The organism is Variovorax sp. GW821-FHT09D04 (assembly GCF_059416405.1).
In genome coordinates this window covers 216043-238837 of the sequence record NZ_JBWKPA010000010.1, presented here as the reverse complement: position 1 = coordinate 238837, position 22795 = coordinate 216043, and the positions used below count along the sequence as shown (strand labels likewise).

General features: G+C 68.7%; 21 protein-coding genes. 12 read left to right on the top strand and 9 right to left on the bottom strand.

Features of this window, described 5'->3' with window-relative positions:
* Positions 1 to 493 precede the first annotated feature (493 nt).
* The 8 genes from htpX to AC07O4_RS26155 form a co-directional block, all read right to left on the bottom strand.
* Positions 494 to 1366, bottom strand: a complete 873-nt coding sequence (htpX, locus tag AC07O4_RS26190) for a protease HtpX (protein WP_139701422.1) — start codon at positions 1364 to 1366, stop codon at positions 494 to 496.
* Positions 1367 to 1525: 159 nt separating this feature from the next.
* On the bottom strand, positions 1526 to 3838 hold the full coding sequence (locus AC07O4_RS26185) for an IgaA/UmoB family intracellular growth attenuator (RefSeq protein WP_495306050.1): 2313 nt from the start codon (positions 3836 to 3838) through the stop codon (positions 1526 to 1528).
* 93 nt (positions 3839 to 3931) lie between these two features.
* Positions 3932 to 4729, bottom strand: coding sequence for a DUF3025 domain-containing protein (locus tag AC07O4_RS26180; protein WP_495306049.1), 798 nt, complete (start codon positions 4727 to 4729; stop codon positions 3932 to 3934).
* Positions 4705 to 5523, bottom strand: coding sequence for an NYN domain-containing protein (locus AC07O4_RS26175; protein ID WP_495306048.1), 819 nt, complete (start codon positions 5521 to 5523; stop codon positions 4705 to 4707). The genes AC07O4_RS26180 and AC07O4_RS26175 overlap by 25 nt, the downstream gene beginning before the upstream one ends.
* The gene (gene pyrC / locus AC07O4_RS26170; protein ID WP_070060172.1) at positions 5520 to 6551 is read right to left on the bottom strand and encodes a dihydroorotase; all 1032 of its coding nucleotides are present in this window, start codon (positions 6549 to 6551) and stop codon (positions 5520 to 5522) included. The genes AC07O4_RS26175 and pyrC overlap by 4 nt, the downstream gene beginning before the upstream one ends.
* 45 nt (positions 6552 to 6596) lie before the next feature.
* Positions 6597 to 7118, bottom strand: coding sequence for an RNA polymerase sigma factor (locus tag AC07O4_RS26165; RefSeq protein WP_495306047.1), 522 nt, complete (start codon positions 7116 to 7118; stop codon positions 6597 to 6599).
* Between the two features lie 3 nt (positions 7119 to 7121).
* Positions 7122 to 7331, bottom strand: a complete 210-nt coding sequence (locus tag AC07O4_RS26160) for a YgaP family membrane protein (RefSeq protein WP_495306046.1) — start codon at positions 7329 to 7331, stop codon at positions 7122 to 7124.
* A 148-nt stretch (positions 7332 to 7479) separates the two neighbouring features.
* Positions 7480 to 8223, bottom strand: a complete 744-nt coding sequence (locus AC07O4_RS26155; RefSeq protein ID WP_495306045.1) for a peptidoglycan-binding protein — start codon at positions 8221 to 8223, stop codon at positions 7480 to 7482.
* A gap of 176 nt (positions 8224 to 8399) precedes the next feature.
* Between AC07O4_RS26155 and AC07O4_RS26150 the strand changes: the two genes are divergently transcribed.
* Complete coding sequence (locus AC07O4_RS26150) at positions 8400 to 8738, top strand: Rieske (2Fe-2S) protein (RefSeq protein WP_070060176.1); 339 nt, start codon at positions 8400 to 8402, stop codon at positions 8736 to 8738.
* Between the two features lie 47 nt (positions 8739 to 8785).
* The gene (locus AC07O4_RS26145) at positions 8786 to 9028 is read left to right on the top strand and encodes a hypothetical protein (RefSeq protein WP_095743565.1); all 243 of its coding nucleotides are present in this window, start codon (positions 8786 to 8788) and stop codon (positions 9026 to 9028) included.
* Here AC07O4_RS26145 and AC07O4_RS26140 read toward each other — a convergent pair.
* The gene (locus tag AC07O4_RS26140; RefSeq protein WP_062478562.1) at positions 9013 to 9930 is read right to left on the bottom strand and encodes a LysR family transcriptional regulator; all 918 of its coding nucleotides are present in this window, start codon (positions 9928 to 9930) and stop codon (positions 9013 to 9015) included. The genes AC07O4_RS26145 and AC07O4_RS26140 overlap by 16 nt on opposite strands.
* Positions 9931 to 10087: 157 nt before the next feature.
* Between AC07O4_RS26140 and AC07O4_RS26135 the strand changes: the two genes are divergently transcribed.
* The 10 genes from AC07O4_RS26135 to AC07O4_RS26090 all read left to right on the top strand — a co-directional run bounded on the left by AC07O4_RS26135 (position 10088) and on the right by AC07O4_RS26090 (position 22794).
* Complete coding sequence (locus AC07O4_RS26135; protein WP_495306044.1) at positions 10088 to 12223, top strand: 3-hydroxyacyl-CoA dehydrogenase NAD-binding domain-containing protein; 2136 nt, start codon at positions 10088 to 10090, stop codon at positions 12221 to 12223.
* A 32-nt stretch (positions 12224 to 12255) separates the two neighbouring features.
* Positions 12256 to 13446 carry an acetyl-CoA C-acyltransferase gene (locus AC07O4_RS26130; RefSeq protein ID WP_062478557.1) on the top strand — a complete coding sequence of 397 codons (1191 nt, stop codon included), beginning with the start codon at positions 12256 to 12258 and terminating at the stop codon, positions 13444 to 13446.
* 18 nt (positions 13447 to 13464) lie between these two features.
* The gene (locus AC07O4_RS26125; RefSeq protein WP_495306043.1) at positions 13465 to 14673 is read left to right on the top strand and encodes an acyl-CoA dehydrogenase family protein; all 1209 of its coding nucleotides are present in this window, start codon (positions 13465 to 13467) and stop codon (positions 14671 to 14673) included.
* Between the two features lie 11 nt (positions 14674 to 14684).
* Complete coding sequence (locus AC07O4_RS26120) at positions 14685 to 15827, top strand: acyl-CoA dehydrogenase family protein (RefSeq protein ID WP_495306042.1); 1143 nt, start codon at positions 14685 to 14687, stop codon at positions 15825 to 15827.
* Positions 15824 to 16639, top strand: a complete 816-nt coding sequence (locus AC07O4_RS26115; protein ID WP_495269339.1) for an oxepin-CoA hydrolase, alternative type — start codon at positions 15824 to 15826, stop codon at positions 16637 to 16639. The genes AC07O4_RS26120 and AC07O4_RS26115 overlap by 4 nt, the downstream gene beginning before the upstream one ends.
* Before the next feature lie 73 nt (positions 16640 to 16712).
* Positions 16713 to 17921, top strand: coding sequence for a CaiB/BaiF CoA transferase family protein (locus tag AC07O4_RS26110; protein WP_495306041.1), 1209 nt, complete (start codon positions 16713 to 16715; stop codon positions 17919 to 17921).
* Positions 17922 to 17954: 33 nt separating this feature from the next.
* Positions 17955 to 18953, top strand: a complete 999-nt coding sequence (locus tag AC07O4_RS26105; protein WP_307635933.1) for a Bug family tripartite tricarboxylate transporter substrate binding protein — start codon at positions 17955 to 17957, stop codon at positions 18951 to 18953.
* A 47-nt stretch (positions 18954 to 19000) separates the two neighbouring features.
* Positions 19001 to 20956 carry an acyl-CoA synthetase gene (locus AC07O4_RS26100; RefSeq protein WP_495306040.1) on the top strand — a complete coding sequence of 652 codons (1956 nt, stop codon included), beginning with the start codon at positions 19001 to 19003 and terminating at the stop codon, positions 20954 to 20956.
* 52 nt (positions 20957 to 21008) lie between these two features.
* The gene (locus AC07O4_RS26095) at positions 21009 to 22007 is read left to right on the top strand and encodes a Bug family tripartite tricarboxylate transporter substrate binding protein (RefSeq protein ID WP_495306039.1); all 999 of its coding nucleotides are present in this window, start codon (positions 21009 to 21011) and stop codon (positions 22005 to 22007) included.
* A gap of 37 nt (positions 22008 to 22044) precedes the next feature.
* Positions 22045 to 22794, top strand: a complete 750-nt coding sequence (locus tag AC07O4_RS26090) for an electron transfer flavoprotein subunit beta/FixA family protein (protein WP_095947367.1) — start codon at positions 22045 to 22047, stop codon at positions 22792 to 22794.
* The last annotated feature ends 1 nt before the right edge of the window (position 22795 follow it).

The window sequence follows — 22795 nt, the reverse complement described above, 5'->3', positions numbered from 1 at the left end:
GGTAGGGTTTTACGTGGGTCAGTCTTAGACGGAAATTACTGCGTTAACTGGGTCAAATTTCGGCGGCAATCAACACGGGGCGTGTTTTTCATCCAAATTTGAGCCAAAAAGAGTCCGATTTTTCATGATCGTTTGACCCTGCATTCGCAGCTTTCCGCCCCACGAATGAAGGCATTAGATGGATCAATTGAAATGAAAAACGTGGATCAATTTTTAGCTAATTTAGTCGGGATGGGAGATCGAACCTTATGCCAAGCGTCAGGCTTGATTAGCGGCCCCACGAGGGCGCTTCGAGCAAGCCAGCAGCAGACCAACGCGGAGGGCTTGAGCCTCTCCACGTTGCGTCGAATCAACATTGCCAGATCCTTTAAGCTGTTGATTTAATTGGTTTTTTGCATCAGCTAGATCAGGCCGGCCCCAACGAAAAAAGCCGCCACATCACTGTGGCGGCTTTTTTCATGGGCGACGGCGTTGGCCGCCCTCTGCAGTGGGCTCAGCGCGCGTTCTGCAGCGCCGCGATGCGCTCTTCGATCGGCGGGTGCGTGGCAAACAGCTTGCCCATCGCGCCCGTGATGCCCATGGCTTCCACGGCCTTGGGCAGCTCGCCGGCCGGCAGGCCGCCCAGGCGCGCGAGTGCGTTCATCATCGGCTGGCGGTTGCCCATGAGTGCGGCGGCGCCGGCGTCGGCGCGGAACTCGCGCTGGCGCGAGAACCAGGCCACCACCATCGCAGCGGCGAAGCCGAGCACGATGTCCAGCACGATGGTGCTCACGTAGTAGCCGATGCCGGGGCCCGACGAGCGGTCGTCGCCGCGGCGCAGGAAGCTGTCGACCGCGTAGCCGATCACGCGCGAGAGGAACACGACGAAGGTGTTCATCACGCCCTGGATCAGCGTCATCGTGACCATGTCGCCGTTCGCGATGTGCGCCACCTCGTGGCCGATGACGGCCTCGACCTCTTCACGCGTCATGCCCTGCAGCAGGCCGGTGGACACGGCCACGAGCGACGAGTTCTTGAACGCGCCGGTGGCGAAGGCATTGGGCTCGCCTTCGAAGATGCCGACCTCGGGCATGCCGATGCCGGCCTTGTCGGCGAACTTGCGCACGGTGCCGACGATCCAGGCCTCGTCGGGCGACTGGGGGTTGTCGATCATGCGCAGGCCGGCCGTCCACTTGGCCATGGGCTTGCTGATAAGCAGCGAGATGATCGCGCCGCCGAAACCCATGACCAGCGCAAAGCCGAGCAGCGCCGTCAGGTTGAGCCCGTTGGCCGTGAGAAAGCGGTTGACGCCGAGCAGGCTGGCGACCACGCCGAGCACCGCGACGACCATCACGTTGGTCAGGACAAACAGAAGGATACGTTTCAAGTTGAATTCTCCGTGGGGAAATCTGCCCCCTTAGATAAGGGCCCCGGGGCCCTCTTCAAGCCGCGCGCGACAGGGAGGCCCTCGGTGTTGCTTCCGGTGGAGCCATGATAGGAGCAAAAGTTCTGGCGCCCCGATATTCCCCGCAGGAGTCAAGGCCTGTCAGAAAAGGCCGCTGGTGCCCGGTGCCGGGCGGGTGGCGATGTCGGCCTCGAGCCGGTCGCGGCGGCGGCTGTCCTGCGTCCAGCGCAGCACGAACAGCACGCCGTTGACCAGCACCAGCCCCGCGGCGAACAGCCACCACAGCACGTGCGCGCCCGCTGCGGTCATGCGCGAGGCATCGAGGCTCGGGTCGATGCGCACCCACGGCGTGCCGGTGGTGTCCTTGCCGCTGGCGGTGACGAGGCCTTCGAGCGTGAAGGGCTTCAGGCCTTCCGCGGTGGCGTTGCGCTGCAGGCGGGTCCAGTGGGCGAGCAGGGAACTGTCGGTGTCGTCTTCGCCGACATCGGCCACGGGCGCGCCTGCGGCCGACACATCGTCACTTCCTTCGCCGGGCGCCTGCACCCGCGCGTTGCCGATGCGGGTGGGAGATGCCAACAGCACGCCGCCCTGGGCGGGCACGATGGCCGGAAGCGCAGCCTCGATCTTCGTGGCCACCACGCTGTCGACCGCTTGCGCCAGCGCACGCTGCACCGACGCCAGCTGCTGGCGCGACAGCACGAGGTCGGCGTTCTCCTTCCCCGCTGCCGCGCTGGTCGCCAGCGCCTGCCAGGTGTTCACGGGCGTCTCGACGCCGTCCTTGTCGACCGTGGCGTCGATGGCGCGCACGAGCTCGCGCTGCAGGCGCTCGCAGGCGGCGGGCGACAGGCCGGCGGCGTCCTTGCAGGCGGCGTCGATCATCGCCACCGAGCGGTCGAAGCCGCGCACGGTCAACGGCACGCTCTCGCGCGCACGGTAGGCCGCGAGCGGGTCGGAGGCCTGTCCGCCCATCTGCTGCATGCGCAGCATCGCGATCAGGCTGGCCATCGCGTGGTTCTCGGTGGCGCGAAGAAAACCGGGCTCGGCGAGCGCCAGCACGCTGGGCGGGATGTCGAGCGCGGGGATGACGGGCGCAGTGCCGTTCCAGCGCACGAAACTGCAATCGATGGCGGGCACGCCGCTGTTGTGTTCTTCGGTGCGGCCGCTCATGTCGATCTCGCACCGGCCTTCGCCTTCCATGCGCGCACGGCTGCCCCAACGGGGCGGCTTGTCGGCGAGTTGCCCGGCATCGCCATAGATGGCCGCGGTGCCGCCATTCGTGAGCCATTGCGCGGCCAGTGCGGCCTCGCCGCGCGGGTCCGGTGCCGACAGCGCGACCGCGCCGATGGCCAGCAGGCCGATGACCAGATGCAGCAAGTGCCGCCCCCAGTACGCGGGCCTGAAACGCCGCCATTCGTCGGCCACCGACCACTTGTCGCCGAAGCTCACGGCGCTGTAGTCGCTGGTGCGCAGCTCGGCTTCGATCACCTCGCCGTAAGGGACCGACGCCGTCTTGCGCCAATGCGAAGGCAGCACCAGGCTCAGCTTGTCGCCGATGAACAGCCTCACGTTCTGGATCGACGCGTTGCTGGCGTTGACCACCGCGATCTGGTTGAGCATGCCGCGCACACGGTTCACCGGCTGCGGTTGCCGCACATGCGCCGTCGCCGACGGCTTGCGCACGAACTGCCACGCGGCCCACAGGCCCGCGAGCAGGCCTGCGCCCGACAGGTAGACGCTCACCGCTTGCGTGACGTCCCAGGTGGCGGCCCACAACAGGACGAAGGCGAGCACCCAGGCGAAGGCCGAGATCCAGCCGCCGCGCCCCACGCGGCTCTCGACCTCCTCGGGCGTTTCAACGCGCTGATTCAGGATGTCGACTTCGCCGCGCCGGTAGCGCGCGTTCGGGTCGGTCGCGACCGAGGCGGCCACGGCTTCGGGCAGGGCTACACCGGCGTCCGCGCCGGTCTCGTCGAGGGACGGAAGCGCGCCGATCTCGCCGCGCGTCCATTGCCGGTCCTGCGCCTGCTGGCGTTGCGCGCGCTGCCGGCCTTCGAGCAGATCGAAGCCGTTCAGGCGGATCACGACGGCGCACTTTCCGGCCAGCACCACCAGCGCCTGGTTGTGCGGCTCGATGTAGTCGATGGCGTCGTAGGGCAGCAGCACATCGACATCGCCGATGGTGTCGTGCTCGGTGGACGAGCCCTGCGTCGACAGGCCATGGCGCAGGAACACACCGCTGAGTTCGCGCACGTTGTCGTCGACCGTGAGCTTCTGCCCCATCAGGAAGGGTTGCAGTGCCGATTTTTCTTCGTCGGTGATGCGACGCAGCACCTGTGCATTGCGGAAGTCCTTCAGGGCACTCCGGTTGTCGGAGCGTCGCGACATGTAGACGATGAAGCTGTAGATCCCGTAAAGAATCAGCCCCACCTTGAGCACGATGATGATGGTGTCCATCTTTTTGACCTCTCCCCTGGCATGTGAACGTATGACGCGCGCGTGGCGCGCGATGCAAGCGCTGGGCAAAGGCCCCTCCCGGGCCCATGAACGCTAGCGCGACTTCAGCTCTGACAACGCGCCCGGCAAGGGTCGAAAGACCTGCGGGTCGGCATAGAACGAAGCCGATGCATTTTCGACGCACCAGCCAGGCACGCCGAGCACCGGAATGGGAACGAAAGGCTTCGCTTCAAGCCGTTTCGCATCGATATTTCTCGCGATCGCCGCATCGTCGAGGGCTGCGGCGCCGGTCGCACGGTGCGTGAGCAGCACATGCGCGGTGATCGGCTTGCGCGGCGTCACCAGTTTTTCGAGCAGCGCATGACCGAAGAGCAGCAGGCGCGCCTCATGCCACAGGCTGCGCCGCGTGACGAACAACGCCTGCCAGTCGCGCGCGACCAGCGCCTCCCACAGCGCAGGCGGCGCATCGAGCACCGCGCCGTTCTCGTCGAACAGCGTGAGCGCATCGCGCAGCGGCCCGCGCGTGGCGCCGACGCCGGCGCGTGCGATCTCGGCGGCTTGCAGTTCGTTGAGCCGGCGCTTGGTTTCAGGGAAAGCCAGCCAGACCAGGCCGTTGAAGAAGTCGTGCAGGTTGTCGCGCGTGGGCACGGTGCGCGTGCGGAAGATGTGGGCCTCGTAGGCCTGGCCCTCGGGCAGCGCGTCCTGCGTGACGAAGTCGGGCACGGCGGGTGGCTTGGCCGCCTGCAGCGCGGCGGCGACGGTGCCGGTCTGTGCGACGGCCCGCGCCACGGCTTCGCCGGGATCAAGGTACGGCGCCAGCCAGGGTGCAGCCCAATCGATGGCCGCGACCGCCGGCAGGCCCGGGCTCAAGGCGCGGGCGCCCCCGTCCATCGGATGCGGTCGGGATGCTGCATCACCGCGAACTCGCCCGTGAGCTTGTCGAAGAGCTTGAGCGAGCTGCCGCTCTTGCTGAGCAGGCCGGCGGTGCGCAGGGCCTTGGCCACGTCGTTGAGCGGCACGTCGGTGCCGCGGCGCAGCGCGGGCACGGCCTGCAGGATGAACTCGGCGGCTTCGGAGATTTCAGGCTGCTGCGGCGGTGGCGGTGCCACCGGCTTGGCCGTCTTCGCCGCCGTCTTGCGCGCGGTCTTGGCCGCAGCCTTCTTCGCGGGGGCGGTCTTCGCGGCCGGCGTCTTCTTCGCAGCCGCCACCTTCTTGGCCGGTGCGGTGCGCACGGCCGGCTTGATGCCGTGGTGCGCGAGGTCGATGAAGCTGTCGTAGATGCCGACGGTCTCTTCGCCGGTCTTGCCCTGCTGGCCGATGCCGCAGACGCGGCAGCCCTTTTCGCGCAGGCGGATCACCAGCGGCGCGAAGTCGGAGTCGGACGACACCAGTACGACCACGTCGGGCCGCTCGGCGATCACGAGGTCGATGGCGTCGACGGCCAGCGCGATGTCGGTGCTGTTCTTGCCCGCCGACAGGTTCACCATGGGCCGCACCGACAGCCGCTTGAACAGCGCCTGGCGGTTCACGGCCATCTCGGCGTTGCAGTAGGCGCGGCGCACGTGGATGGCGCCGAAGTCCTCCATCGTGCGCTGCACGGCCTGCTCGATCACGTCGGCCGAGACGTTGTCGGCGTCGATCAGCAGCATCACGCGCAGCGACGACAGGGGCACCAGCGCCGTCATGCGAGCTTCCAGTTCACCGTCTCGCCACCGCGCAGCGGCTTGAGCGTGGCTTCGCCGTAGGGCACGGTCTCGGGCAGGGTCCAGGTTTCGCGCTTGAGCGTGATGGTGTCGGTGTGGCGCGGCAGGTCGTAGAAGTCGGGGCCGTGGAAGCTGGCGAAACCTTCGAGCTTGTCGAGCGCGTTCACGCTGTCGAAGGCCTCGGCGTACAGCTCGATGGCGGTGAGCGCGGTGTAGCAGCCGGCGCAGCCCAGTGCATGTTCCTTCAGGTGCGCGGGGTGCGGCGCGCTGTCGGTGCCCAGGAAGAAGCGGTCGCTGCCGCTGGTGGCCGCCTCGACCAGCGCGACGCGGTGCGTCTCGCGCTTGAGCACGGGCAGGCAGTAGTAGTGCGGGCGGATGCCGCCGGTGAAGATGGCGTTGCGGTTGTACAGCAGGTGGTGCGCCGTGATGGTGGCGGCGGTGAAGCGGTCGGCGTCGCGCACGTAGTGGGCGCCTTCCTTGGTGGTGAGGTGCTCGAACACCACCTTGAGTTCGGGGAAGTCGCGGCGCAGCGGGATCATCACGCGGTCGACGAACACGGCTTCGCGGTCGAACAGGTCGATGGCGGGGTCGGTCACTTCGCCGTGCACCAGCAGCAGCAGGCCGTGCTTCTGCATGGCCTCGAGCGTCTTGTAGGTCTTGCGGATGTCGGTCACGCCGGCATCGCTGTTGGTGGTGGCGCCGGCCGGGTACAGCTTGAGCGCGCGCACGCCGGCTTCGGCGGCCAGCGCGATTTCTTCGGGCGGCAGCTTGTCGGTCAGGTAGAGCGACATCACGGGCTCGAAGGACGTGCCCGCGGGCACGGCGGCGCGGATGCGGTCGCGGTAGGCCACGGCCTGGGCGGCGGTGGTCACGGGCGGACGCAGGTTCGGCATGATCAGCGCGCGGCCGAACTGGCGGGCGCTGTGGGGCACGACGGCTTCGAGGGCGGCGCCATCGCGCACGTGCAGGTGCCAGTCGTCTGGGCGGGTGATCGTGAGGGTGTCTGTCATTGCGGCGAGATTGTCGCATCGCCCCTCGACTGGAGCACCCCCGGGCTACCCCAGCAGGTACTCCCGCACCAGCAGGCGCGCCCGGTGCAGCCGGCTCTTCACGGCGCCCGGCGGCTCGCCCAGGCGCTCGGCGATCTCGGCGATGGTGAGTTCCTCGAAGTCGCGCAGCAGCACGACCTCGCGGTAGTGCGCCGGCAGTGATTCGAGCGCATGGGCCAGGTCGATGCGCAGCGCGTGGTCGCTGCGGGCCGAGAGCTGGCGCTCGACGGTGTCTTCGTCGAGCGGGTCGTGGCGGAACATCGCTCGCTGCAGGCGCAGGCATTCGCGCCGGATGACGGTGAACAGCCACGACGAGAACGCCGCGGCCGCCTGCAGCCCGCGCACGCGGCGCGCGACCACCAGCAGCGATTCCTGCACGGCGTCGTCCACGTCGCTGGCCTGGCAGTGCCGGCGGGCGTAGCGGCGCGCGTCGGTCTGGCAGGCGGCGAGCAGGCCTTCGAGGGCGACGGGGTCGCCGGTCTGCGCGGCCAGTATCAGGCAGGTGCGGTCGATCGCTGCGGTGGCCATGGGTCAGCGGCCCTTGTCGAGCCTGCGCCCGACCATCGCGCACATCGGGCAGAAGCCGACCAGCCCGGTGAGGGCCAGCATCGCGCCCATGAGGCCGACCGCGACGGCCATGGCATTCGCCGGCCAGTTCAGGGCGGCGAAGGCGAGGCCGGCGAGGCCCAGGGCGATGCGCAGGGCGCGTTCCCAGCCGGGGACATTCTTGACGTAGAGCATGGTGGTTTCCTTCGATCCGTGACGTGTGAATGCGGGGGAGCAGAGCGCCCCTCCCGCATGGAAAGAGGCGGCCACCCGCCGAAACGGTTCGCGGAAAGTCAGGATTTTTTCATGCCCCGGTGCCAACGGCCACAACAGCCAGGCGCCACTACCGCTGGAACACCCCGCAGATGCGGTCCGCCACGGCCTGCATCCAGCGCACATGGCTGGTCGAGCTGCGCGCGCCCCGGCCCGGCGGCCAGGGGTCGAACAGGCGCAGCGTGGTGCCGCCCCCGCCGGGGTCGTTGTCGCCGCGGATGCCCGCGAGCACGACCATGTGGCCCGGCTGGCCGGCGGGCGCGCCGCCCTTGGCGCCCCAGCGCAGGTCGAACATCAGCGGCCCGGCGTGCAGCGCGGTGCGCAGCGCGGCAACGGTCCACGGGCCGTGGGGCCGCAGCGTGAGGCCGTGCGCGGCGGCGAAGCGGCGGTTGTCGTCGTCATCGGGGTCGCTGCCCTGCGCATGGCGGTCGCTGTCCACGCGGCGGCGCAAGGCGCCGTCGGCGCCCATCAGCTCCGAGGGCGTGCGCGCGACCACGGTCTGCACGGTGGCGCGCGTGAGCATCGCGGTGGCGGCCGCCCAGCACAGCGCGGGCGCGGACTGCGGGATCAGCGCCACGGGGTGCAGCAGCGGCGCGTGGGTTTCGTGGTCGAAGGCCACGTTGCGGGTGCAGGGGCCGGCTTCGCCGTCTTCGCACAGCCAGTGCGCGGCCTGCAAGCGCAGCACGGCCGCCCGGGTGACGGGGCCGTAGTCGCCGTCGGGCGCGAGGCCGGGGCTGGGCTGCAATTTGCGGTTCAGGGCCTCCTGCAGGCGACGGACATCGGCCCCGCGCCAGCCCTGTTTCAGCGTGCTCATCGGTGGGAATCCCCCTTGACACAAGGATGCACGGACGAAGGAAAGCGAGCGGATGCATTGTGAAAACGGCACGCCCCTGCGTCTATTGGTCGGATGACATAGCCGAAACATGTGATGACGCGGGGGTGTCCCCCGGGGCGCCAGCCCCGTGGCGGACCTTGGTAGGCTCGCTCCCCATGACCGCGCCCGCCCCGACCGCCCAGCCCATCGCCACCGAACTCGCCGACGGCGGCCTCGCGGCCCTGTTCACCGCGCCCGGCGGCGCGCCGGCCTTCGCGGTGCGCTGGCAGGGCGCCGTGCACGGCTACCTGAACCAGTGCCCGCACGCCGGCGGCCCGCTCGATTTCGAAGGCCAGATCCTCGAAAGCTCCGGGCGCTACCTGATGTGCGCGCGGCACGGCGCGATCTTCGAGCCCGACACCGGGCGCTGCGTGGGCGGCCCCTGCCGCGGCGCGCGCCTCACGCCGCTGGCGCTGCGCGAAGCAGCGGACGGCAGCGTGTGGCTGGCCGACTGACGCCGTCGAGCGGCTACAGTCGCGACCTCTTCTTTCCGCCCTGCCCCATGCGCCGATTCGCTGCTGTCTCCGTCCTCGTTCCGGCCCTGCTCATCGGCGCGGGCTGCGTCTCGCGACCCGCGCCGCGCGTCACCTTCCTGGCCGACGGCGTGTTCAAGTCGCCCACGGCGCAGGACGCCGAGAACTACTGCCGCAACTTCGGCGCGCCGATGCGCTTTTTGAGCAGCACGCTGTCGGAGGTGCCGGCAGAAGGTGTGCCGGCAGGAGAAGTCGTCTACCGCTGCGACTGAGCTTCTTCGGCTTCTTCCGGCCGCACCCGCGCCAGGATGAAATCGATGAACGTCCGGATCGCCCGTGTGTGCTGGCGGTTCGGCATGTAGAGCATGAACATCTGGGTGCCGAAGATCGACAGGCGCCAGTCGTCCAGCGTGGTCACCACGTCGCCGCGGCGCACGTCTTCCTGCACCACGTAGTCGGGCACGAGGCCGACGCCCAGGCCCGCGAGGATGGCCTGGCGCAGGAATAAAAAGTTCTCCGAGATCAGCGTCGGCTCCAGGATCACCTCGCGCCGCGTCTCACCCTGGTAGGCGGAGATGCGCAGCTGCCGCCCGATGACGGCGGCCGTGACCACCGGCGTGGCGCGCAGTGCGTCCAGCTGCACGGGCAGCGGGTGGCGCTCGGCGTAGGCGCGCGTGGCGCAGGCCACGTAGCGCACCGGGCCCATCTCGCGCGCCACGAGGTTCTGCGGCGGCTCGGGGATCACGCGGATGGCGATGTCGACCTCGTCGCGCAGCAGGTCTTCGATGCGGTTCTCGAACACCACGTCGAGCACGATGCCGGGGTACTGGCGCTTGAAGTCGATGAGCCAGTCGGCCATCACGAGCTGGCCGTAGCCACTGGGCACGCTCAGGCGCACGCGGCCCTGCAGGCCCTCGCCCAGCGCGGTGACCGACTCGCGCGCCGCCAGCAGCTCGCCCTGGATGGCCACGCCGTGCTGGTACAGCCGCAGGCCGATCTCGGTGGGCTCGGCGCGCCGGGTGGTGCGCCGGATCAGCTGCGCGCCCACCGAGCGCTCCAGCTGGTTCAGGTGGTAGCTGACGTTGGCGCGGGTCATCTTGAGCCGGCGCGCCGCCGCGCTCAGGTTGCCCGCGTCAAGGATTTCCACCAGCAGGGTGAGCGATTGCAGGTCCATGGGCGGATTGTGTCAAAAATTCTTTGACAGTCTGTCAACCACCTATGCAATTGTCAAAGCAGCGATGCCGGCCAAGAATGCAGGGCTCCCCAGAGCCCCGGACCCCTCGAGACTTCACGAGGGCCTGCCACGCAAGCAAGAGACAAGCGACACGCACATGGCCACCCCCACTCCCAGCCCTTCCACGTCCAACGGTCCCGTCACCTTCCAGCGTCAAGGCGACGTGTGCGTGGTGACCATCGACAACCCGCCCGTCAACGCCCTGGGCGTGGACGTGCGCCGCGGCCTGGCCGCCGCCATCGACGCGGCCGAGGCCGACAGCGGCGCCAAGGCCGTGCTGATCGTCGGCGCGGGCCGCAACTTCATCGCCGGCGCGGACATCCGCGAGTTCGGCCAGGCGCCGCAGCAGCCCTCGCTGCCCGAGGTCTGCCTGAAGATCGAGAACTGCAGCAAGCCGGTGGTCGCCGCCATTCACGGCGCGGCGCTCGGCGGCGGGCTGGAAATTGCGCTGTCGGCGCACTACCGCCTCGCCGCGCCCACCGCCAAGCTGGGCCTGCCCGAAGTGGCGCTGGGCCTGCTGCCCGGCTCGGGCGGCACGCAGCGCGCACCGCGCCTGATCGGCGTGAAGCCCGCGCTCGAGCTGATGCTCAGCGGCCGCCATGCGGGCGCCAAGGAAGCGCTGACGCTCGGCCTCGTGGATCGCCTCGGCACCGACGCCGACGCCCGCGCCGAAGGCCTTGCCTACGCGCAGGAACTGGTCGCTGCCCACGCTCCGGTGCGCCGCACGCGCGAAGCCGCCGGCCTGGCCGACAAGGACGCCGCCCGCGCCGCCCTCGACGCCGCGCGCGCCGACACCGCCAAGAAGAGCCGCGGCCTGTTCTCGCCGATGAAGATCGTCGAAGCGGTCGAAGGCGCGCTCACGCTGCCTTTCGACGAAGGCATGGCGCTCGAACGCAAGCTGTTCCTGCAGTGCATCGACAGCCCGCAGCGCGCCGGCCTGATCCACGCCTTCTTCGCCGAGCGCGAAGTGCTGAAGGCGCCCGAGACCCGCTCGGCCAGCCCGCGCGCGCTGGCCTCGGCCGGCATCGTGGGCGGCGGCACCATGGGTGCGGGCATCGCCGTGGCCATGCTCGACGCGGGCCTGCCCGTGACCATGGTCGAGCGCGACGAGCCCAGCCTGGCGCGCGGCCGTGCTCACGTCGAAAAGGTGTACGACGGCCTCATCGCCAAGGGCCGCATGACGCCCGAGGCCAAGGCCGCCGTGATGGCGCGCTTCTCGGGCTCGACGAGCTACGACGCCTTCGCCAACGTCGACATCGTGGTCGAGGCCGTGTTCGAGGAAATGGGCGTCAAGAAGGCCGTGTTCGCCGAACTCGACCGCGTGTGCAAGAAGGGCGCCGTGCTCGCCACCAACACCTCGTACCTGGACATCGACGAGATCGCCGCCAGCATCTCGCGCCCGCAGGACGTGGTGGGCCTGCACTTCTTCTCGCCCGCCAACATCATGAAGCTGCTGGAGATCGTGGTGCCCGCCAAGGTGAGCGCCGACGTGGTCGCCACCGGCTTCGAGCTCGCCAAGAAGCTCAAGAAGGTGCCCGTGCGCGCCGGCGTGTGCGACGGCTTCATCGGCAACCGCATCCTGGCCGTGTACCGCCAGGCCGCCGACCACATGATGGAAGACGGCGCCTCGCCCTACGACATCGACGCGGCCGTGCGCAACTTCGGCTACCCGATGGGCCCGTTCCAGGTGTCCGACCTGGCCGGCGGCGACATCGGCTGGGCCACGCGCAAGCGCAAGGCCGCCACGCGCGACCCGCAGGCGCGCTACGTGCAGGTGGCCGACCGCATCTGCGAGCGCGGCTGGTTCGGCCAGAAGACGCAGCGCGGCTACTACCTGTACCCCGAAGGCGCGCGCACCGGCGTGCCCGACCCCGAGGTGCTGGCCATCATCGACGCCGAGCGCGTGCGCGCCGGCATCACGCCGCGCAGCTTCACCGAAGAAGAAATCATGCGCCGCTACATGGCCGCCATGGTCAACGAAGGCGCCAACGTCGTGCTGCAGCGCATCGCGCTGCGCCCGCTCGACGTGGACGTGACCTTCCTCTACGGCTACGGCTTCCCGCGCCACCGCGGCGGCCCCATGAAGTACGCCGACACCGTGGGCCTGCCCAAGGTGCTCGCCGACATCCGCGAGTTCGCCAAGGCCGATCCGATCTTCTGGAAGCCGTCGCCACTGCTCGTGGAGCTGGTCGAACGCGGCGCCGATTTCGCCAGCCTGAATCAATCCGAGTAACCGTTAGAGCCCACCGTCCAGGAGACAACCCCATGCGTGAAGCCGTCATCGTTTCTACCGCCCGCACCCCGCTCACCAAGGCGCACCGCGGCGAATTCAACATCACCTCCGGCGCCACGCTGGCCTCGTTCGCGGTGAAGGCCGCGGTCGAGCGCTCGGGCCTGGACCCGGCGCTGATCGAGGACGCGATCCTCGGCTGCGGCTACCCCGAAGGCACCACCGGCCGCAACATCGCGCGCCAGTCGATCATCCGCTCGGGCTTGCCCATCAGCATCGCCGGCACCACCGTGAACCGCTTCTGCGCCTCGGGCCTGCAGGCGATCGCCATGGCCGCCGGCCGCATCGTGGTGGACGGTGCGCCGGCCATGATCGCGGGCGGCGTGGAAAGCATCTCGCAGATCCGCGGCCGCAGCCCCGGCGACGGCGGCGACCTCAGCCTGGACCCGTGGATCGTCGAGCACAAGCCCGAGCTCTACATGGCCATGATCGACACCGCCGACATCGTCGCCAAGCGCTACAACATCAGCCGCGAAGCGCAGGACCGCTTCTCCGCCGAGAGCCAGCGCAAGACCGAAGAAGCGCAACTGGCCGGCCGCTACAAGGACGAGATCGTGGCCTGCACCACCACGATGGCCGTGACCGACAAGGAGACCAAGGAGGTCACCCACCGCGAAGTCACCGCCACGGAAGACAACTGCAACCGCCGCGGCACCACCTACGAGGCGCTGGCCAAGCTCAAGCCCGTGATGGGCGACGACAAGTTCATCACCGCCGGCAACGCCTCGCAGCTGTCCGACGGTGCTTCGGCCTGCGTGATGATGGAAGCCAAGGACGCCGAGCGCGCCAACCTGAAGCCGCTGGGCGCCTTCCGCGGCCTGGCGCTGGCCGGCTGCGAGCCCGACGAGATGGGCATCGGCCCGGTCTTCGCCGTGCCCAAGCTGCTCGCGCGCCACGGCCTGAAGGTGCAGGACATCGACCTGTGGGAACTCAACGAAGCCTTCGCCTCGCAGTCGATCTACTGCCAGGAGAAGCTGGGCATTCCGTCGGAACGCCTGAACGTGAACGGCGGCGCGATCTCCATCGGCCACCCCTTCGGCATGACCGGCGCGCGCCTCACGGGCCACGTGCTGCTCGAAGGCAAGCGCCGCGGCGCCAAGTACGCCGTGGTCACGATGTGCATCGCCGGCGGCATGGGCGCCGCGGGCCTGTTCGAAATTTATTGATTCATTGAGGAGTCCGCGATGGACCTGAACTTCACGACCGAAGAAGAAGCCTTCCGCAGCGAAGTGCGCAGCTTCCTGGCGAACAAGCTGCCCGCGCGGCTGTCCGACAAGGTGCGCAGCGGCAAGATCCTGGAAAAGGCCGACATGCAGGAATGGCACGCCATCCTGAACGAGCGCGGCTGGCTCGCCAACCACTGGCCCGAGCAGTACGGCGGCCCGGGTTGGACCGCGGTCGAGAAGTTCATCTTCGAGAACGAATGCGCCCTGGCCTTCGCGCCGCGCATCGTGCCCTTCGGCGTCAACATGCTGGGCCCGGTGCTCATCAAGTACGGCAACGAAGCGCAAAAGAGCTACTGGCTGCCGCGCATCCTGAGCGGTGCCGACTGGTGGTGCCAGGGCTACTCGGAACCCGGCGCGGGCTCCGACCTGGCCGCGGTGAAGACCACGGCCGTGCGCGGCATCGACGCGCAGGGCGACCACTACATCGTGAACGGCCAGAAGACCTGGACCACGCTGGGCCAGCACGCCAACATGATCTTCTGCCTGGTGCGCACCAACCGCGAGGCGAAGAAGCAGGAAGGCATCAGCTTCCTGCTGGTCGACATGACCTCGCCCGGCGTGGAAGTGCGCCCGATCATCACGCTCGACGGCGAGCATGAAGTCAACGAGGTGTTCTTCTCCGACGTGCGCGTGCCCGCCGAGAACCTCGTGGGCGAAGAGAACAAGGGCTGGACCTGCGCCAAGTACCTGTTGACCTACGAACGCACCAACATCGCGGGCGTGGGCTTCTCGGTGGCCGCGCTCGAACAGCTCAAGGGCATCGCCGCGTCGCAGACCAAGAACGGCAAGCCGCTGGCGGACGACCCGGCCTTTGCCGCACGCCTGGCGCGCGTCGAGATCGACCTGGAGAACATGAAGACCACCAACCTGCGCGTGATCGCGGCGGTGGCCGGCGGCGGCGTGCCCGGTGCGGAAAGCTCGATGCTGAAGATTCGCGGCACCGAGATCCGCCAGGAAATCTCGTCGCTCGCGCGCCGCGCCATGGGCGTGTACGGCCGTCCCTTCGTCGCCGAAGCGCTGCAGGACGGCTACACCGGCGAGACCTTCGGCCCCGCCTACGCCAAGGCCGCCGCCTCGCGCTACTTCAACAACCGCAAGCTGTCGATCTTCGGCGGCTCGAACGAAATCCAGAAGAACATCATCAGCAAGATGATCCTGGGCCTGTAAGGAGAGATGCAATGAACTTCGAACACACCGAAGACCGGCGCATGCTCGCCGACAGCCTGAACCGCTTCATCGCCGAGCAGTACGCCTTCGATGCGCGCGACCGCATCGCGAAGTCGGCGCACGGTTTCAGCAAGGAAATCTTCCAGAACTTCGCCGAGCTCGGCGTGATCGGCGCGCTGTTCAGCGAGGCCGACGGCGGCTTCGGCGGCAGCGGCTTCGACATCGCCGTGGTCTTCGAAGCACTGGGCCGCGGCCTCGTGGTCGAGCCGCTGCTGGGTGCCGTGATGGTCGGCGAGGCGATCAGCGCCGCCGGCAGCGACGCACAGAAAGAGAAGATCGGCGACATCGTCAACGGCGTGACCGTGGCGGCCTTTGCGCACGACGAAGCCGACACGCACTACGAGCGCACGCGCGTGGCCACGACCGCCGAACGCAGCGGCGACGGCTGGGTGCTCCAGGGTGCCAAGGCCGTGGTGCCGCAAGGCGAGCAGGCCGACCTGTTCCTCGTCTCGGCCCGCACCTCGGGCCATGTGGACGACGAAGCCGGCATCTCGCTGTTCCTCGTGCCCGCCAAGACCGCGGGCCTCACCGTGCGCGGCTGCCCCGCCATCGACGGAGGCCGCGTGGCCGAACTCACGCTCGACGGCGTGACGCTCGGCGCCGACGCGCTGCTGGGCGCCGAAGGCCAGGGCGCCGCCACGCTGGAACGCGCCATCGGCCGCGGCGTGCTCGCGCTGTGCGCCGAAGCCCTGGGCGCGATGGAAGCCGCCAAGACCGCCACGCTCGAGTACCTGCGCACGCGCAAGCAGTTCGGCATCCTCATCGGCAGCTTCCAGGCCCTGCAACATCGCATGGCCGACCTGCTGCTCGAGATCGAGCAGGCCCGCTCGGCCGTGATCAACGCTGCCGCCGCCATCGACGGCAGCGACCGCGTGGCGCGCGAACGCGCGTTGTCGGCCGCCAAGTTCAGCATCGGCCGCATCGGCGCGCTGGTGGCCGAAGAGAGCATCCAGATGCACGGTGGCATCGGCATGACCTGGGAGCTGCCGCTGCCCCACTACGCCAAGCGCCTCGTGATGATCGACCACCAGCTCGGCGACGAAGACCACCACCTGCAGCGCTACATCGCTCTGGGCAAGGAGGTCGCGGCATGACGGACAAGACCGTCCTCATCTCGCAGGAAGGCGCCGTCCGCATCCTGACCAACAGCAACCCGGCCGCGCGCAACGCGATCACGCCGACGCTGTACGCCGAACTCTCCGCCGCACTCACCGACGCGCAGAACGACCCCGAGGTGGGCGCCATCGTCTTCACCGGCGCGGGCGACTTCTTCTGTTCGGGCGGCGACCTGAACCTGCTGGCCAAGCGCCGCGAACTGCCCGAGGCCGAACGCCGCGAGAAGCTCGAAGGCCTGCATGACCTGATCCGCGCGATCCGTGACTGCGGCAAGCCCGTGATCGCGGCCGTGGAAGGCGGCGCGGCCGGTGCCGGCCTGTCGATGGCGCTGGCCTGCGACATGCTGGTGTCGGCGCGCGATGCGTTCTACACGGTGGCCTACGTCAAGGTCGGCCTCACGCCCGACGGCGGCGCCACGGCCTTCCTCGCGGAGTTTGTCTCGCGCCAGCTGCTCACCGAGCTGTGCCTCACCGGCGACCGCCTCACGGCCGAGCGCCTGCACGCGATGGGCGCGGTGAACCGCCTGACCGACAAGGGCGGCGCGCTGGCCGAAGCCATCGCACTCGCCGCCAAGGTGGCCAACGGCCCGCAGCGTGCGAGCGCACGCATCAAGACGCTGTGCCGCCAGGCGCACCGTGCAACGCTCGAGGAACAACTCGAGGCCGAAGCGGTCTACATGGTGACGTCGCAGGCCGACGCCGAAGCCGCCGAAGGCATCGGCGCCTTCCTCGGCAAGCGCAAGGCCGACTTCGTCGCGTTGCGCCACGCGCCCCAGCCCGACGCGTCCTGACGCGCCGAGCCCCTCCCCGCTCGTGCATGCCGATGCAGATGCGGGGGTCTTTCGTTTTCCTGGAGTTGTTCCCATGCCCTCGCTGAATTCCTCGCTGCCGCTCGCCGGCGTGCGCGTCCTCGATCTGTCCCGCATCCTTGCCGGCCCCTGGTGCGGCATGGTGCTGGCCGACATGGGCGCCGAGGTGATCAAGGTCGAGCACCCGGGCCGCGGCGACGACACGCGCGACTGGGGCCTGCGCGTGGGCAAGACCGAGACCGCCTACTTCAACAGCGTGAACCGCAACAAGCGCTCCGTCACGCTCGACCTGCAGACGCCCGAAGGCCAGCAGATCGCACGCGACCTCGCCAAGCAGTGCGACGTGGTGATCCAGAACTTCAAGTTCGGCGGCATCGACAAGCTGGGCCTGGGCTACGAACAGCTGCGCAAGGAGAACCCGGGCCTCATCTACTGCTCGATCTCGGGCTACGACCGCACCGGCCCCGAGGCCGCGCGCCCCGGCTACGACCTCGTGGTGCAAGGCGAGGCCGGCCTGATGGCGCTCAACGGCGAAGCCAACCAGCCGCCGCTGAAGTTCGGCGTGGCCGCCGTCGACCTGTTCACCGGCATGTACTCGGCGCAGGCCGTGCTGGCCGCGCTCTACCAGCGCGAGAAGACCGGCACGGGCCGCCACATCGAGATGGCGCTGTTCGACTGCGGCCTGATGATCACCGCCTACTACGGCCTCGAAGCGCTGCTGATGGGCGAAGACCCGCCGCGCTACGGCAACTCGCACCCATCGATCGTGCCCTACGGCGTGTTCGACGCGGCCGACGGCCCGCTGGTGATCACGGTGGGCAACAACGCGCAGTTCTCGCGCTTCTGCACCGAGGTGATCGAGCGCCCCGACCTCGCGGCCGACGAGCGCTTCAAGACCAACATCCTGCGCTCGGCCAACCGTGCCGCGCTGCTGCCCGAGCTGAACGCCGAGCTGGCGAAGCGCCCGCGCGCCGCGCTGCTCGAAAAGCTCAACGCCTCGGGCATCCCCTGCGGCGAGGTGCTGGGCCTGCTGGAAGCATTGAACTCCCCGCGCGCGACCGACGCCGGCCTGGTGACCAAGCAGCCGCACCCGGTGGCCGGCGAAGTCAACGTGCTGGCGCCGCCCTACCGTTTCGATGGCGAGCGCCTGCCCGTGCGCAGCGCGCCGCCCACTTTGGGCGAAGGCACGCACGACGTGCTGAAGTCCCTGCTCGGCCTGTCGGATGAAAAGCTGGCAGCGCTGAAAACGAATGGTGTTGTCTAAGTAGGCAGCACCCGCATCCCTGAAGAGAAATCCATGGCCTTCCCGTTCCTCCGTACCCCCCGCAACCCCGTGCGCCGCGCCCTGCTCGCGCTGGCCCTTCCCCTGCTGGCCGGCAGCGCCTTCGCCCAGGCCTGGCCAACCAAGCCGATCACGCTGGTCGTGCCCTTCCCGCCCGGCGGCCCGACCGACGTGGCTTCGCGCATCGTGGCGCAGAAGATGTCGCTGTCGCTCAAGCAGAACATCCTGGTCGACAACCGCAGCGGCGCCTCGGGCACCATCGGCGCGGCCTTCGCGGCCAAGGCCGCACCCGACGGCTACACCTTCGTGATGCTGGCCACCCCGACGCTGCTGGCCTCGCACCTGTACGGCACCGTGCCCTACGACATCTTCAAGAACTTCACGCCCGTGGGCACGGTGTACGACCTGCCGATCGTGATGGTGGTGAACCCGAAGGCGCTGCCCGGCGTGAACGGCCTGCAGGACCTGATCGCCAAGGCCAAGGCCGACGGCGGCAAGCTCAACTACACGACCGCCGGGGCCGGCAGCTTCGGCCACCTGACGACCGAGCAGCTGAAGAACATCGGCAAGTTCGAGATGCAGCACGTGCCCTACCGCGGCAGCGCCCCGGCAGTGACCGACCTCATCGGCGGCCAGGTGCCGGCGATGTTCTCCGACCTCGTGGCCGTGATCCCGCACATCCGCGCCGGCACGCTGCGCCCCATCGCCGTGGGCTCCGGCAAGCGCGTGAGCCTGCTGCCCGACGTGAAGACCGTGGCCGAGCAGGGCTTCCCCGGCTTCGACGCCACCTCGTGGGGCGGGCTGCTGGCCCCGGCCGGCACGCCGCAGGCCGTGGTCGACCGCATGAGCGCCGAGCTGAAGAAGGCGCTGGCCGACAAGGAAGTCGGCGAGAAGCTGCAGAGCGTGGGCTCCTTCGCGGCCTACGGCACGCCGGAACAGACCGCCACGCGCATGCGCCAGGACTTCGAGCGCTGGGGCAAGGTCATTCGCGACAACAAGATCACGAACCAGTAAGACACGGCATCCGTCCGCAGCCGGCAAGACCCCCTCAAGGAGACAACATGACAACAGGCAACGACAAGAACAACCCCACGGGAACGGCCGGCGCGCCGTTCCGCCCCCTGTTCCCGGTGCGCGGTCTCGCCGACATCCGGCGGCTGGAAGAAACGCCGCTCGAAGAAGCACTCACGGTGCGCAGCACCTACGAGCTCTTTCGCAACTCCGGCGCGGCCTTCGGCGACAAGACCGCGCTGACCTTCCTGCGCAGCGGCAACCCGGCGGACGAACCCATCCGCTGGTCGTATGCGCAGCTGCTCGCGGGCATCCACCAGACCGCCAACTTGCTGCACACGCTGGGCGTGGGGCCCGACGATGCGGTCGCGGTGCTGCTGCCCGGTTGCCTCGAGTACCACCTCGCACTCTGGGGCGGCGAAGCGGCCGGCATCGTGCAGCCGCTGAACCCGCTGCTCACCGACGAGAAGCTGGTCGCGCTGATGACCGCAGGCCGCGCCAAGGTGCTCATCGCCTACGGCTCGGACAGCGAATCGGGCATGTGGTCGAAGGCGATGCGCCTGCGCGGCCAGGTGCCCACGCTCACCACCGTGCTGCGCGTGGCGCCGCACGACGAGGCACCGGGTTCTGCGGGTGCGTTGCCCGAAGGCGTGGCCGAGTTCGACGTGCTGCGCGCCGCGCAACCGAGCGACCGCCTCGTGAGCGGCCGCGACATCGCGCCCACTGACATCGCCGCCTACTTCCACACCGGCGGCACCACGGGCGCACCCAAGCTCGCGCGCCACAGCCACGGCGCGCAGGTGTTCACCGCCTGGGCCAGCGTGCAGCTCGCGGGCATGAACGAGCAGGGCATCTCGATCAACGGCTACCCGCTGTTCCATGTGGCGGGCGTGCTGCCGGCCTCGCTCTCGTCGCTGTCGGCGGGCGTGGAGGTGATCATTCCGACGCCTTCGCTGCTGCGCAACAAGGAGGTGCTGGCCAACTACTGGAAGCTGGTCGAGAAGTACCGCCCGACCTCGCTGTCGGCCGTGCCCACGGTGCTCGCCGCGCTGGCCAACGTGCCGCTGGACGGCGCCGACATCTCCTCCATCACCTACTGCCGCACCGGCGCCGCCGTGCTGTCGCCCGAGCTGGCCGCGCGCTTCGAGCGCCTGTTCGGCCTGCACGTGCACGAGAGCCTGGGCATGACCGAGATGGCCGGCATCTCGACCATCACGCCACCCGGCGTGAACGGGCCTGCGGGCTGCGTCGGCTTTCGGCTGCCGTACGCGCAGGTGCGCATCGTGGCGCTCGACGAAAACGGCAACGCCAGCGACCGCGAGGTGGCGCAGGGCGAGACCGGCATGGTGCTGTTCAAGTCGCCCAACGTGTTCTCGGGTTTCGTCGATCCGGCCGACAACGCCAAGGCCTTCACCGCCGACGGCTGGCTCGCGACCGGCGACCTGGGCTGGATGGATGCTGAAGAGCGGCTGCACCTCACGGGCCGCTCGAAGGACCTGATCATCCGCAGCGGCCACAACATCGACCCCAAGACCATCGAGGACGCGCTGGGCGCGCACCCGGCCGTGCAGTTGTGCGCTGCCGTCGGTGCGCCCGACGCCTACGCGGGCGAACTGCCCGTGATCTTCGCGACGCTGGTGCCCGGCGCCTCGGCCACCGAAGACGAGCTGCTGGCCTTCACTTCTGCGCGTGTGGACGAAGCGCCCGCCCGTCCCAAGTGGGTGTCGGTGATCGCCACGATGCCGATGACCAACGTCGGCAAGATCTACAAGCCCGAGCTGCGCGCCATGGCCGCGCGGCAGGTGGTGACGGCCACGGTCGCCGAGGTCTGCGCCGCACTCGGCGTGGGCGATGCGGCCCGGCCGGCAGTGAGCACCGAAGGCGAAAGCCTCGTGCATGTGCAGATCGACGCCGCTGCAACGGGCGCACAAGCCGCTGCATTGCAGGAGCGGCTGCACAAGGCCCTGGAACCCCTGCCCTTCAAGACGCGCATCGCGCTGAAGTGATCTTGATCAGCTTCTTCACAACGATTTTCTGAAACCGAACGGGAGACAAACCATGACCCATCAACCCTCGACCCGCCGCGCCCTGCTGTGCGCCGCAGCCTCGACCGCCGCGCTGTTCGCGTTGGCCCCCGCACATGCGCAGGCGCCCTACCCGAACAAGCCGATCCGCCTCGTCGTGCCCTTCCAGGCCGGCGGCGCGACCGACGTGCTGGCGCGCGTGCTGGGCCAGAAGATGTCGGCCAGCATGGGCCAGCCCCTCGTGGTGGACAACAAGCCCGGCGCGGCCGGCATCATCGGCACCGACACGGTCGCCAAGGCCGCGCCCGACGGCTACACCATCGTGCTGTCGCTGAGCAACTCGCTCATGACCAACGAGTTCCTCTACGAGAAGCTGCCCTACGACACGCAGCGCGACCTCACGCTGGTCTACCAGATCGCGATGGCGCCGCTGGTGCTGGTGGTGCACCCCAGCGTGCCCGCCAAGAACGGCCCCGAGCTGCTGAAGTACGTGGCCGCGAACAAGGGCAAGGTCGCCTACGGCTCGTACGGCGTGGGCGCCTACCCGCACCTGGCCGGCGCGCACATGAGCCTCACGCAGCAGGCCGACATGAACCACGTCGCCTACAAGGGCGAGGCACCGATGGTGCAGGACCTCATCGGCGGCCAGATCCAGATGGCCTACGCCAGCGCGCTCGCGGCCAAGCCGCACATCGACGCGGGCAAGCTCAAGGCCGTCGGCGTGACCGGTGAGCGCCGCATGAGCACGCTGCCCAACGTGCCCACGCTGGCCGAGCAAGGCCTGAAGGACGAGGCCTACCGCGTGACCGGCTGGCTCGCCATTGCTGCGCCCGCCAAGACGCCCAAGGCCATCGTCGACCGCATCGCCGACGAAGTGCGCAAGGCCACGCAGCAGCCCGACGTGCGCGAGCGCGTGGCGGCCATGGGCTTCGAGATCAAGGACAGCTCGCCCGAGCTCTTCGCCGCGGCCTGGAAGCAGGAGCGCCCCGTGTGGGAGCGCCTGATCAAGCAGTCGGGCGCCAAGCTCGAGTAACCCCTTTTCCCATTTTTGTCATTCAAGAGGAACAGCCATGAAAGTTCTGGTGCCTGTCAAACGGGTCGTCGATTACAACGTGAAGGTGCGCGTCAAGAGCGACGGCACCGGGGTGGACATTGCCAACGTCAAGATGAGCATGAACCCCTTCGACGAAATCGCTGTCGAAGAAGCGGTTCGGCTGAAGGAAAAGGGCATCGTGACCGAAGTCATCGCCGTGTCCTGCGGTGATGCCAAGTGCCAGGAAACCCTGCGCACCGCGATGGCCATCGGCGCGGACCGCGGCATCCTGGTCGAGACCGCTGAAGAGCTGCAACCCCTCGCGGTTGCCAAGCTGCTCAAGGCGCTGGTCGACAAGGAACAACCCCAGCTGATCATCCTGGGCAAGCAAGCCATCGACGACGACGCCAACCAGACCGGCCAGATGCTGGCTGCACTGGCCGACCTGCCGCAAGCCACCTTCGCCTCGAAGGTCGAGCTCGCAGCCGACAAGGTCACCGTCGCACGCGAAGTCGACGGCGGCATGGAAACCCTGACGCTCACGCTGCCCGCGGTCATCACGACCGACCTGCGCCTGAACGAGCCGCGCTATGTGACGCTGCCCAACATCATGAAGGCCAAGAAGAAGCAGCTGGACACCTTCAAGCCCGAAGACCTGGGCGTGGACGTCAAGCCCCGCCTGAAGACTCTCAAGGTCAGCGAACCGCCCAAGCGCGGTGCCGGCATCAAGGTGCCTGACGTTGCAACGCTGGTGGACAAACTGAAGAACGAAGCGAAGGTGATCTGAA